This is a genomic window from Spirosoma flavus, assembly GCF_054778555.1.
Genome location: NZ_BAAGZL010000004.1, coordinates 719,073 through 731,942 on the forward strand (window position 1 = coordinate 719,073; position 12,870 = coordinate 731,942).

The following is a 12,870-nucleotide window of genomic DNA, read 5'->3' on the forward strand; positions in this document are numbered from 1 at the left end:
CGGGTTAGCCAGCATTATTAATCCACAATCCGAAAGGCCATTTTGGCTTTCTCGCGGGAGAGGGCGTTGAAGTGCCACCACTCATACTCGATTGACGAAAAACCGCCCTGCCGCATCGCCGTTCGGAGAATCAAGCGATTGTCAATCTGCTTCTGGGTGAGTTTCCCGGCTTTTAGTAGTTCAGCTTCGCGGGATGGGTAGGCTAGTTCACCGAAAAAGTCATATTTGGTGCCCATGTCCAACGGCTTTCCATCTTTCGTAGCTACGGTTAAATCGACGGCACACCCGTAGTTGTGAATCGAACCCTCTCTCGGGTCTGCTACGTATTTTCGGCGTTCTTTTTCGGGGAGGTCGGGTAAAGCGTTCCAGAGGTTCCATTGCGCCGAACGGGGGCGGGCAGCATCGTAGACAAGCAGTCGTAAGTCGGGATGATGCGCCTGGAGGTACTTGCTGGCTTCGGCGAGTTTTTTGGCTGCCATCGGCTGCATGTACGCCCGTGTTAGGTCGCCGTATACATCTTTGCCTACGAAGTTGTCGGTCGTTGAATATTTTAGCTCGACCAGAATTGTTGGGTCTACTTTTTGTACGTCTACCAAGCCCTGTTTTTGCATGGTAGCTTCGGCAGACTGGCAAAGAGCGAAAGTTCGAAAGAGCGAAAGAGCGACGGTATAGAAGGCAAGTTTCCGCATATTGGTAGTTGAGAAGACTTGGTTTAGGCCAAATGTTCATGTAAACTTACGCGGTTTTGACTGAATGCCCGACCGCGAAGAGCGAAGAAACTCCCTCATTTGCACTTTCACTCTTTCGCTCATTCACTCTTTCGTCCTTTAAACATGGCATTAAACTATATCTGGGTTGCGTTCTTCGTTGTCGCCTTTCTGGTAGCGCTCGCTAAACTGATCTTTCTGGGTGATACCGAAATTTTCAAAATCATTGTTGAAGGACTGTTCGACTCGTCAAAGGTAGCCGTAATGGATATTGCGTTGCCGCTGGCGGGGGTCATGACGTTTTTTCTGGGGCTGCTCAACATCGGCGAAAAGGCGGGTGCTATCAATTTCATGGCACGTATCATCGGCCCGTTTTTTCATAAGCTTTTTCCGGAAGTGCCTAGGAATCATCCCGCTAACGGGCAGATGATTATGAATTTTTCGGCCAACATGATTGGGCTGGATAATGCCGCCACGCCCTTTGGCCTGAAAGCAATGGCCAGTTTGCAGGAACTCAACCCGAGCAAAGACACGGCCTCCAACGCACAGATCATGTTTCTGGTGCTGCACACATCTGGTTTACAAATTATCCCCCTTAGCATCATGGCGCAACGGGCTATTTTAGGAGCCACAGACCCATCCGACGTATTTATTCCCTGTGTCATTGGTACGTACGTAACAACGGTAGTGGCGCTGGTTGCTGTAGGCATTAAGCAACGTATCAATCTGTTAAATAGCACTGTCATCGGCTGGTTAGGTGGTATAACGGCCTTCATCGGAATTGCTTTATGGATGTTGGCAGGTAGACCGAAAGAAGAAATCGAAACGTTTTCAAAGGTGTTCGGCAACGTAGTGCTATTGAGTATTGTCGTGGCGTTTCTGGTAGGTGCACTCTATAAAAAAGTGCCCATTTTTGAGACGTTTATTGAGGGTGCAAAAGGCGGTTTTGAGACGACGGTCAAGATTATTCCCTATCTGGTTGGTATGCTCGTTGCTATTGGAGCTTTCCGCAACGCCGGAGCGATGGATTATCTGGTCGGCGGATTAAAATACCTGTTTGCCCTAACCGGTATGAACACGGATTTTACGGATGCGCTGCCCGTTGCGCTGATGAAGCCACTCAGCGGAGCCGGAGCGAGGGCGTTGATGATCGATGCCATGAAACAATTCGGGCCAGATTCGTTTGTTGGGCGGCTGGTTTGCATTTTCCAAGGCTCGGCCGATACTACGTTCTACATCGTGGCGCTCTATTTTGGGTCGGTCGGTATTCGGAATTCACGACACGCTATTCCGTACGGTTTGTTCGCGGATTTTGTCGGTGTCGTAGCGGGAATTGCGCTTGGTTATTTCTTCTTTCATTGAGCAAAAAGCAGAGAAAAACTGTTATTCAAGTAGCTCAACTCCTTCAAATTTTTTCAATGAATATCAATCAAGTGCGTGAACAACTGCATCGGCTTATCGATGACATTGACGATACCTACGTATTAAATGGCCTTTATCGCAATCTGATGGCCGAAAAACGACAACGAGACGCTTACGAAAAGGAACAGGCCGAAAAAGCAAAAAAACAGACCAGCAAGCGGTAAAATTATTTGATAATGCTCGACAGTGCACTGATAGTCAGTGCGATAATAACTGCGTTAAAAGCGAAGGAAAGAATACCATGGCCTAATGCTAGTCGGCGCATAACTTTCGACTGGATTGCTACGTCGGATACCTGGCTGGTCATGCCAATCACAAAGGAAAAATAAGCAAAGTCGAGGTAGTCAGGTTCCATATCGTTAGGAAAGTCGAGCCCACACGGCCGGCGATCTTTTCGCCCGTCGTTGCCATAGTAAAGATGGGCATAGTGGAACGTAAATACGGTATGAACCAGGCTCCACGCCCCAGCCACCGCCAGAATCGCCAATACGTTGTATTCAGCCTGTCTGGGGTCCTGGCTATCTGTCGAACCAAGCAGGGCAAACACCGCAAACAGACTGGCAATGGCGGCAACCACAATAAACAGCAAAATCAGGCTCCGGCTAGAGTCTCCAAGACGTGAAATTGTGGGTAAATCTTTAGGGTGGGTAAGTAGTATAGACGTCCACATAATAGACAAATGCGTGATCACATAAGCCACCCAACTGCTGGTAATCTGCGCAGGAAAACTAAAGTTTATTGCTTTCGAAACCAGGTAAGCGATCAGTGCTGCGCTGAGCCCGACCAATAAACGCTGTGGTGCCTTAAGATAGGTAATTCGACGTAGAGCTTTGGTAAGCATAAAATAGGCTGGTGGGCAGAATACGTATCATTGCAATAGGCTCAGACAGGCTCTGGCTGTCGAGTCGCGTTAGCGACTAACCCTGTAGCTACAACCGACAGCCAGAGCCTGTCGAGGCCTGTATCACTGAGCGCCCAACATTGATAACGGTACCCGAAATGCTTTGGGCCGGTACGTATCTGGATTTTTACTATTATTGATGCAAACCTCAGGCCCGCATTGTAGAAATCCGTTGACGGAATACGTAACGAGCAATCCCCGATCATCTATAAATTCTGGATGACCGATAGCGAAATAGAAGAAAGGATATTTGTCGCCCGCTTTTTCGGGGATGGTATAAATCAGTTTTCGTGGACTGTATGGTCCTTGTGGCTGGTCGGCGGTGAAAGCGTAAATTTCTTTACCAGTACACCCTAAACTGAATTCACTCGATAGCAGCACAAACTTATTCCCGACTTTGAAACCGCTAGCAAAACTGCTGGTTCCATCCGATGCAATCGGCGCGGCTTTCATGGGGTCGGTAATCCAGTTGGTTCCATCAAAATACTGCCAACTCGTAATTGGATCATCGGGCTTGATACGTGCTACGTACATTTTTGAGCCTACGAAACCATCGCCCTTATAGCCAAATACATACATAAAGCCGTCTGACTGGGGCACGAAACCGGCGCTGAACTCAATCTCATTCTGAGCAGGTAATTGTTTGTATCCCTGCACCGTCATGGCAGGAAATTGAATCGTAGCTACGTAATTGGGCTCCTTCGACGTAAAGCCAAAAGAACCACCCGCACCTGTTGTTTTAATGTTATCGAGGAAACAGTATATCGTATTGCCTTGCTGGTAACCACTGCCGGGCCAGAACCAGTACGTCGGCCACCCACCCGGATGCTGAAAATACGAAGCGGGTTTGCCGGTGCCTACTAACGTAGCCATATCGGCTGGGTTGGCCGCACTTTGTAGTAAACCTGCATTGTTGACCTGAAAAAGGCACGGAACCGTTTGACTAGCAGCATCATAGTTATCGATATGACTGTCGCCCCAAAGCCAGAGCGTGCGCCCGTCGGACAACCAAATCGAATAGCCATCATCGCCTGCTACCCATCCTTTTGTGCGACGAAAATGCTCAGTAAACACACTGTCACGCGTTGCCGTTTGTGGCCCGTTTGCGCCATCGCCAGAACTTTTCTTACAAGCGATCCACAAAAGCAGACAACTTGCTACAAGCATATAACTGTTCATAAGCATCTGAGATACAAATGTTGCGTAGTGAGGCTCGTGAAACTTTTACAAACAATAGAAACTATCCACTATTGGATCAGACGTTAGCCGTTTTATCCGCCAATAACCGGAGATAAACGCCATTGGTCCAGCCGAAACCATCCTGATTCGGATATTCTCCTCCACCGGTAGTCAGAGTGGCATCTACTACGTTATATTTTTCCATCATTTTACCCGTTGCCTGAAAAACTTTGTCGTTCAGAGATAGCCATCTGTCCCGGCCTTCATTAGCCGTTTCTATAAATTCATACTGACGTAGCGCCTGATAAACAATCCATTGCAGGGGTGCCCATCCATTCGGCGAATCCCATTGCTGACCAGAACGGGTAAGGGTTGTTACCCAACCGCCCGCCTGTAAAAAGTCAGTTTTCAGCCGGTCGTGAATATGGGCTGCCTGCTCGGGCGTAGCAAGGTTGAAAAATAATGGAAACACGCCCGCTAACGTAACGGCCAACGTTGGTTTTTGCGCCAGAGCATCAAAATCGTGGAAAAAAAGCGTGTTTTCGTTCCAAAAAACTGTTCGAATGAGTTCTTTTCTGAACGTAGCACGCTGTTCGAAAGATTGCGCTTCCTCAGGCATTTCCAGTACGTTGTATGCCCGATGCAACGTATGTTCCAGAAAATACAGCAGGCAGTTTAAATCTACCGGAACTATATCAGCAGCTCGAATAGAAGCCATCGTTTTGGCATCGTCGAACCAACGGCTACTAAAGTCCCAACCCGATTCGCAGGCCGCCCGTATGTGCGTATAGAGTTCTTCAGGAATCACGCCCAGCGGTTCGGCTACTTGTGTCAGTTCAATTTCCTGTCGATACGCTTCGGGGCGCGGGGTTGGTGTGTCATCCCAAAATCGATTCAATACATGTTGATCGCTGCTACCTACAACTCGTTTGTTAATACGTTGCGTCGGCGTCAGTTCCTGTTGACCGTCCATCCAGAAATCGTACTCGCGCCGAAGCTGCGGTTCGTAATGTTTCAGTACGTGTTCACCGTCTATCTCGACCAGCAGATCGACCATTAAGGCGAAATAAGGCGGCTGTGAACGACTCAGAAAATACGTTCGGTTGCCGTTCGGAATAAAACCGTACGTATCAATCAGGTAAGCAAAATTCAACAGCATTCCGCGAATTAAATCGCCCCGTTTCGACTCTTTCAGGCCCAGCATCGTAAAATAACTGTCCCAGTAAAAAATCTCGCGGAATCGTCCGCCAGGTACGATATATGGGTAGGGTAGAGCAATACGCGAACTGCCCTCTACTGCTACGTCGGCTGGTCGCGTCAGGCGGTCCCACAACCGAGTTACGTGTTCATACGTAGTGGAATTTGTGTCGCTGACGTAATCGCTGGCCACTTTTTCAGGCAGAATGAAATAATCGTGGACAAACGCGTCCAGATCAAAATCAGGTTTGGTTTTTTCCGATTCGTAACGGGCAATGAGATCTGTGGGTGTGAGTTTGGGAATACAATCTACAAACGTTTTAGAATCGGAAAAAACATGACCGAGCTGTACGTCACGAAATAAAGTCCCAAATAATTGATCGGGCGAACGAGGAAATACGGCGGCTTCCAAAGTGAAAAATGAACAGTTTGGGTAAAGAAGTATCGCTATACTACAGGTTTATTATAAGTTTTTTATGGTTCAGTCCTGTTTAAGTAACTGGTCTGATGGGTTTATAGGACATTTATTCGATAGAAAGTCTTATTAAAAGAGCAATTGAGTAAATTTGTTCATTTTATGAACGTATTGCTCGAATGGTTTCTGTAATTATTCCGACTTATAATGCTGCTTCCTATTTGCCTTCTCTGCTCAAATCCTTAGAAGAACAAACATTGCCCCATGAGTTAGTTATTATCGATTCTGGGTCGAATGATGAGACTTTGACCATTCTAAAACGTCACAATATAACCCCCCATATCATTCCCAAATCGTCATTTAACCACGGAGGTACCCGAAATTTGGGCGCATCGCTGGCAACGAATAATATTCTGGTTTATCTGACGCAAGATGCGCTTCCTGCCCGAAAAGATGCGCTGGAAAAAATAGTTGATATGCTTATGAGCCAGGACAATATAGCTATGGCTTATGGGCGGCAGTTGCCTTATCCGGACGCCAGTACGTTGAGTCAGTTTGCTCGTCAGACCAATTATCCGGCTGAAAGCAAACTAAAATCCAAAGCATTAATTCCTGAATTAGGTATTAAAACCTGCTCGTGTTCCAATTCTTTTGCGGCTTATCGTAAAGATAGATTACTGGCGAGTGGCGGATTTGCGGTGGATATCATTTTGGGCGAAGACGTAACGGTAGCGGCTAAGTATATTCTTGGTGATCAGATACTTGGGTATTGTGCTGAGGCCGAAGTTTATCACTCACACAATTATACGATTGGAGAAGAATTTAAACGGTATTTCGATATTGGCGTCTTTCATGACGAACAACGCGATATTATTTCGCAATTTACCAGAGCTGAATCGGAAGGATTTGCGTACTTATGGGACGAGTTGAAATACCTCGTTAAGACTTCGCAAACCGGACTAATACCCGAACAATTGCTTAGAACCGGGGCTAAATACGTAGCTTACCGAGCCGGACGATGGCACCGAAAATTGCCCATTTCGCTGAAGCGTCGCTGGAGTATGCACTCTTTTTACTGGAAATAAACCAGAGTCGGTGTCCAAAAACCAGAGCCAACCAGATTTGCCAGATGGACTCTGTGTGCTCAATAAGTCGCTAGTGCAACTTCGTAAGCTGGTTCCTGGCAAACCCTATTTCCTTAATCATTCAGCTCCCGTAATTCATCCAACTGGGCAGTTCGGAAATGGCGATATACCCGCAATACGATGGCTAAAGCCACCGCCGACTCCGCAGCCGCCACAACCATTACGAATAAAGCCAGCATTTGTCCCTGCAACCGGTCAGGGTCGTATTGACTGAAAGCAACGAGGTTGATATTCACGGCATTCAGCATCAGCTCGATACCCATTAGCACCACAATGGCGTGCCTTTTCAGAATGACAACCGCCAACCCAATACTGAATAGGGCTGCACCGACGAGCAAAAATAAATGACTATCGACGGGCTGCATCCTGAGCGTTTTTGTTTTGTGGAGAAGCTAAATAAGCCGCGCCTACGAGGGCTGCTAACAGGAGAATACCCGCAATTTCGAAGGGTACTACGTACTCAGTCATTAATTGTCTGCCAATAATGCCGGTAGTATTCTGCCAGCCAACCGGATGGTCCAATAACGTAAAATTTGCCCGGAAAAGCAGTACGTAAAGCGCTGTAAATAGACTTCCCGCCAACAAAAGCGCCAGTAGCCAACTCCAGCTATCTCCCCGATTCTGCGATAAAATTGTGTTTGGCTGTTGACTGCCTACCTCACCCGGAAGCTGCCGCCTATGCGTGAGCATTACACCGAAAATGACCAGCACCAACACGCCACCTACGTAGATCATAATCTGCGCAATGGCCAGAAAATCAGCGCTGGCCAGTACAAATAATCCCGCAACGCCCAATAATGTCAGTAGGAGGAAAAAGGCGGCATACAATACGTTGCGAGTAAGCAAAACGGCCAGTCCGCCGACGAGTGTAAGGGCTGAAAATGCGTAAAATGCTATCTGAACCAAGATTCTGTCGATTTATGGATTAGTATTATCGTCGTCGGCCTTCGGTTTGGGTTTCATGGTTGGCCGAAAAGCGGGCTTTGGTTTGGGCGGTTCCGCAGCAGGTGCTTCTGCCTGGGACGTAGTGTCAGGAGAGTTTGACTCGGGTGTTACGTCCTCTGTTGGTTTTGGCGGAACCGTGGTCGGCTTCATCGTTGGCCGAAAAGCCGGTTTGGGCTTTACGGACTCGGCCGCGGGAGTTCCCGCCGATGAAAGTTTATCTGTTACATCAGGTTGCTTTTCTAATTCGGTTGTCGATGATTTCTCCGACGTAACACTTGCCGGTTTCATCGTCGGACGGAAAGCTGGTTTGGGTTTTGGCGGTTCTGCGGCAGTTGGTACGTTGGTTGCGTCGGTTTTGGGTTCTTCCAATGGCGGCTCGGCTGGTTTCGCCGGTTTCATCGTCGGTCGGAAGGCCGCTGGTTTGGGCTTTGTTTCTTTAGCAGTGGGAACGTCTGCCTCAGGTTCTTCAACCGGCTGGTCAACGGGTTTCGCCGGTTTCATGGTTGGCCGGAAAGCCGGTTTTGGCACGGGTGTTACGTCCTCTGCCGGTTGGCTTTCTTCCTTAGCCGCTGGCTTCATGGTTGGCCTGAATCCCGCCGGTTTCGGCGTTGGTACTGGCGGAGTAGACGTAGTATCAGGCTTTGCTTTAATTTCAGAATCTGATGGCGTTTCATCCGTTGTCGATGTAGCTGGCGCTCCCGGTTTCATGGTTGGCCGGAAAGGAGCCGCTTTGGGTTTTGGTGTTTCGGCAGCACTATCTGGGGAAGAGTTTTCAGATGGAGTCGCTGCTGCCGGAGCATTCGGTACGTCTACTTTTGGCTTTTGCGTTGGCCGAAATACCGGACGTTTAGCCGACTCAAGTCCGCCCTGGGCTATATGTTCCATTTCGCTGGGCGTTGCGTCCGTCAATGGATGTTCAATTGCCGAACCTTCTGAATTATCCGACTTCTTATCCGTTGCCGTCGTAACTGGGCGGGCCGTTGGTCGAAATACAGGTCGGGCAGCCGGTTTGGGAGCTGATGCAGGTTGATTTATATCAGCGTTTTCCGGCGTACTGGCTGGCGCCTTAGCAACGACTGACTGACTTTTAGCTTCCTCTTTCTCCCGTAGGAACTGCTCGTATAACGACCGTTTTTCGTCAGCCTGCTCCGGGGTAAGGTTTGAAAAATGGTACGTTAATTCTCCAAGTTCGAATTCGCTGTAGTCGAACTTTTTGTCCATTGTCAGGCATTCGGTCGGGCAAACCACGGTGCACAGGCCGCAGTAGCAGCATTTCGCCATATCAATGTCGAATTTGCCCGCGTAGAGACGTATCGGCGATCCATCCGACGCACGACCAACTTCTTCGGTTGCTTTGATAGCATCGATAGTGATGCAATCCACAGGGCAGACTTTGGCGCATTTGTCGCAGACAATACAATCGTCGATTTCGTTACGTAGTCGGTAGCGGCCGTTGTCAGGAATAGGAAGTTGTTCGTGCGGATACTGGAGTGTAACCAGGCCATTTTGCAGGTCGAAGTACGTATCGCTGCTAATGCCCTCGGGCGAACGGCGTTTCGTTGCATTCCGCAAGTGCTTGAGGGTTAGACTCAACCCTTTAACCGTCGTTCGAATGCCAGCTTTTATATCCTGGAAGTATGACATCTATTTGAAAGAGTGAAAGTGCGAAAGACCGGGCCGCCGGAGCGGTGAAAGAGCGCATATGAAATGTCAACTTAATGCACGCTTTCATTCTTTCACTCTTTCGCTAAATTTTTGGATATCGAGCCGGTTCGGCTTCACTCATGAGCGCGTAAACGGTTTCGACTACGTCGTCAACATTAGGTTTGGAAAAATAATCTCCGTCGGAGCCATACGGTGGCCGGTGTGCTTTAGCCGATATCGTTCGGGGAGACGAATCGAGGTAACGGTACGCATTCTGCTCTTCCACAACTTGCTGCATCATGTACGCTGATGCCCCACCTGGTACGTCCTCGTCAGCAAAAACGACCCGATTGGTTTTTTTTATTGATTCAACAATGCTGTGATGAACGTCGAATGGTAAAAGCGTTTGTACGTCAATCACTTCTACATTGACACCTAGCGGCATCAGCTGAATGGCCGCTTCCATAACAATCCGGCACATAGAACCATACGTAACAACCGTTACGTCACTACCAGTTCGTAGTATTTCTGGAACCCCCAGTGGTAGGCAAAAGTCATCCAGGTTTTCAGGCTGTTTTTCTTTCAGCCGATACCCATTCAATGATTCAATTACTAAAGCCGGGTCGTCGCCTTTAATGAGCGTGTTATAAAATCCGGCCGCTTGCGTCATGTTTCGGGGCACCAGTATATGCAGGCCGCGCAAACTGCCGAGCATGGCGGCCAAGGGCGAACCCGAATGCCAGATGCCTTCTAGCCGATGCCCGCGCGTTCGAATGATGACAGGCGCCTTTTGCCCACCTTTCGTGCGATAGAGCAACGTAGCTAAGTCGTCTGTCAGCGTAGCCAGCGTGTAATAAACGTAGTCGAAATACTGAATCTCAACAATGGGCTTTAAGCCACGCATCGCCAAGCCAATTCCCTGGCCAATGATGGTAGTTTCGCGAATACCCGTGTCGGTGATACGTATCTCACCGTATTTTTCCTGCAAACCGGCAAATCCCTGATTGACGTCGCCAATTTTTCCGACGTCTTCACCCAGCGCCACTACGCGCGGATCGCGGGCAAACAGATTATCGAAATAGTGCTGAAGTAATTGATACCCATCAACTACCTGACTGTCGTCGCTGTAGCGCGCTGGCGTGCCTTTTATGAGCATCGGCGAATCGGGCGATTCGCTATAGAGGTGCGAGTGGAACCGTTCGGCGTTCGCGCTATTGCTACGTTCCAGCCAGTCACGAAGTTGCTGACGAGCGGGTGTATTATCATGGCGAAGAACACGTAACGCCTTACGTACCGCACTGGTCGCGTCCCGACGTAGCGGCATGAATTCGTGACGTAGTTCTTCCCGAATCGCCATCAAATCTGCCGATTTAGCGTGGTGCCGGGCCGCTTGCTGAATAAGGTCAAGTACTTCGTCGTAATCACTCTTCATCGACTCCTGAAAGCTGGTCCAGGCACTGGCACGAGCCGTTTTGGCCTTTTCTTTTGCTTCAGTTTCAATGGTTTCGAGTTCGTCGTTAGTGGCGTAACCATTTTCGAGAATCCACTGCCGAAAAATCCGGTTGCAATCATGTTCGGTTTCCCACTGCAGTCGCTCCTTCGATTTGTAGCGTTCGTGTGAACCCGACGTAGAGTGTCCCTGGGGCTGCGTAAGCTCCTGTACGTGAACCAGAACCGGTACGTGTTCCTGACGGCAGATGTTGGCGGCATGTTGATACGTTTCCAGCAGTGCTACGTAGTCCCAGCCTTTTACAGTGATAATCTCGATGCCTTTGTCGTCGGCATCGCGCTGAAAACCAGCCATCGCTTTCGAAATACTAGCCTTTACGGTCTGGTATTCAATCGGAACCGAGATGCCGTACCCATCATCCCAAATCGACATCATGAGTGGAACCTGCAAAACACCGGCCGCATTCATGGTTTCCCAGAACATGCCCTGCGACGTAGAGGCATCACCAATGGTCGCAAAAACGATTTCATCACCGTGATGTGAGAAATTGGTCAGACCGCCTAATCCTGGATTATTCCGGTAAAGTTTAGAAGCGTAAGCCAGACCTACCGAACGTGGAATCTGACCGGCGGTTGGCGAAATATCACAAACGGAATTATAAAGTTCAGTCTGATTACGCCATAAACCCTTGTCGTCGAGCCAGCGAGTGGCGTAATGACCATTCATGGATCGTCCGCCGGTATTAGGGTCTGCGGCTAGATCGGTATGTGCGTAGAGTTGGGCAAAAAACTCAGTCCAGGTTAGTTCGCCAAGAGCAGCCACAAACGTTTGGTCGCGATAATAGCCAGACCGGAAATCGCCCATCTTAAATGCGCTTGCAGCTGCAAGTTGAGCAAGCTCTTTACCATCGCCAAATATGCCAAATTTAGCTCGCCCGCCCATTACGTCACGCCGACCCAGCAAACTTACCTGTCGGCTTTCGCAGGCCAACTGATAATCAGATAGGATTTTTTCACGACTTAGAATATCAGTCGAGCGGAGTTGTTCGTTTGCTATCACAACAGAGCTACGTGTTGAAATCGTCTAACAATTAATTTATCGATGAAGTGGCTGATTGCGAGTACACGTGTTACCATGCGAAAGTAAAAGTAAGATAAATCGAGTCAGCTTTCAAAAAAACGATTTTTTCAGTTTCTTTGTTGAACAGAAACACACCTGTAAATATTTGGCAAACAGTTTGCTCTGATATTTTTCTGAGGTATTCGTATTTTAACAACCAAATTATAATTTCGTTTAGTCCAATGAAAAAGTTTTTTTCACTTTTCGTAGCTTTATTTGTGTTTGTCGCAGTTGGCTACGCCCAGAAAGGAGTCATGAAGTTTGCTAAAGAAACGCACGACTTTGGCAAAGTTGAACAGGGGAAACCGGTAACTCACGTTTTTGAATTCAAAAATACGGGTACTGATCCTGTGGTTATCAGTGACGCCCAGGCTTCTTGCGGTTGCACAAAACCAAACTGGACTCGCGAAGCGATTCTGCCTGGCAAAACCGGTACGGTATCGGCTACCTACAACGCAGCCGCTGCAGGTCCGTTCAATAAATCGGTAACGGTAACGAGCAACGCCGAAGCCGGTCAGGTTGTTCTGTATCTGAAAGGCGAAGTGGTAACACAGAAAGAGGCTGAAACAGCAGCCGCCCCTGCTCCAGGAGCCGCTCCAGCCGCTAAAGACAAGAAGAAAGCCACAAAAACATCCCGCTAATTACTGAAGGGTTAATAGTGTGATCATGAAAGGCATCTGGTAGTTTACCGGATGCCTTTTTTTATGCCCTATTAGTTAATAGTCATTAGTCATTGAGAAATTGAA

Annotated in this window: 12 protein-coding genes; 4 read left to right on the plus strand and 8 right to left on the minus strand. The window is 48.4% G+C overall.

What is annotated here, in order from left to right:
* Nucleotides 1-17: 17 nt before the first annotated feature.
* On the minus strand, nucleotides 18-689 hold the full coding sequence (locus ACYVF1_RS23255; RefSeq protein WP_461083375.1) for a M15 family metallopeptidase: 672 nt from the start codon (nucleotides 687-689) through the stop codon (nucleotides 18-20).
* 144 nt (nucleotides 690-833) lie between these two features.
* On the opposite strand from ACYVF1_RS23255, the gene ACYVF1_RS23260 reads away from it, so the two are divergent.
* Both ACYVF1_RS23260 and ACYVF1_RS23265 read left to right on the plus strand, forming a co-directional pair.
* Nucleotides 834-2,069, plus strand: coding sequence for a nucleoside recognition domain-containing protein (locus ACYVF1_RS23260; protein ID WP_461083377.1), 1,236 nt, complete (start codon nucleotides 834-836; stop codon nucleotides 2,067-2,069).
* Between the two features lie 56 nt (nucleotides 2,070-2,125).
* Entirely contained in the window at nucleotides 2,126-2,293 is a 168-nt protein-coding gene (locus ACYVF1_RS23265; protein ID WP_461083379.1) for a hypothetical protein, read from the plus strand.
* Nucleotides 2,294-2,295: 2 nt separating this feature from the next.
* On the opposite strand, the gene ACYVF1_RS23270 is transcribed toward ACYVF1_RS23265, so the two are convergent.
* From ACYVF1_RS23270 to treF, 3 genes are all read right to left on the minus strand, one after another.
* On the minus strand, nucleotides 2,296-2,970 hold the full coding sequence (locus ACYVF1_RS23270) for a DUF1345 domain-containing protein (protein ID WP_461083381.1): 675 nt from the start codon (nucleotides 2,968-2,970) through the stop codon (nucleotides 2,296-2,298).
* Nucleotides 2,971-3,093: 123 nt separating this feature from the next.
* The gene (locus ACYVF1_RS23275; protein WP_461083383.1) at nucleotides 3,094-4,209 is read right to left on the minus strand and encodes a hypothetical protein; all 1,116 of its coding nucleotides are present in this window, start codon (nucleotides 4,207-4,209) and stop codon (nucleotides 3,094-3,096) included.
* Nucleotides 4,210-4,285: 76 nt separating this feature from the next.
* Nucleotides 4,286-5,818, minus strand: a complete 1,533-nt coding sequence (treF, locus tag ACYVF1_RS23280) for an alpha,alpha-trehalase TreF (RefSeq protein WP_461083385.1) — start codon at nucleotides 5,816-5,818, stop codon at nucleotides 4,286-4,288.
* 182 nt (nucleotides 5,819-6,000) lie between these two features.
* Here treF and ACYVF1_RS23285 point away from each other — a divergent pair, with 182 nt between their 5' ends.
* Nucleotides 6,001-6,906: a glycosyltransferase family 2 protein gene (locus tag ACYVF1_RS23285; protein WP_461083387.1), complete on the plus strand. Its 906-nt coding sequence runs from the start codon at nucleotides 6,001-6,003 to the stop codon at nucleotides 6,904-6,906.
* Between the two features lie 113 nt (nucleotides 6,907-7,019).
* Here the strand turns inward: ACYVF1_RS23285 and nuoK are convergent, their stop codons facing one another.
* From nuoK to ACYVF1_RS23305, 4 genes are all read right to left on the minus strand, one after another.
* Nucleotides 7,020-7,331 carry an NADH-quinone oxidoreductase subunit NuoK gene (gene nuoK / locus ACYVF1_RS23290; protein ID WP_461083389.1) on the minus strand — a complete coding sequence of 104 codons (312 nt, stop codon included), beginning with the start codon at nucleotides 7,329-7,331 and terminating at the stop codon, nucleotides 7,020-7,022.
* Complete coding sequence (locus ACYVF1_RS23295) at nucleotides 7,315-7,872, minus strand: NADH-quinone oxidoreductase subunit J family protein (protein ID WP_461083391.1); 558 nt, start codon at nucleotides 7,870-7,872, stop codon at nucleotides 7,315-7,317. Before ACYVF1_RS23295 ends, nuoK begins: the two co-directional genes overlap by 17 nt.
* Nucleotides 7,873-7,884: 12 nt before the next feature.
* Entirely contained in the window at nucleotides 7,885-9,555 is a 1,671-nt protein-coding gene (locus ACYVF1_RS23300; RefSeq protein WP_461083393.1) for a 4Fe-4S dicluster domain-containing protein, read from the minus strand.
* A gap of 103 nt (nucleotides 9,556-9,658) precedes the next feature.
* A complete protein-coding gene (locus tag ACYVF1_RS23305; RefSeq protein ID WP_461083395.1) occupies nucleotides 9,659-12,064 on the minus strand; it encodes an alpha-ketoacid dehydrogenase subunit alpha/beta in 2,406 nt (801 codons plus the stop codon).
* Between the two features lie 242 nt (nucleotides 12,065-12,306).
* Here ACYVF1_RS23305 and ACYVF1_RS23310 point away from each other — a divergent pair, with 242 nt between their 5' ends.
* Complete coding sequence (locus tag ACYVF1_RS23310) at nucleotides 12,307-12,765, plus strand: DUF1573 domain-containing protein (RefSeq protein WP_461083397.1); 459 nt, start codon at nucleotides 12,307-12,309, stop codon at nucleotides 12,763-12,765.
* Nucleotides 12,766-12,870 lie beyond the last annotated feature (105 nt).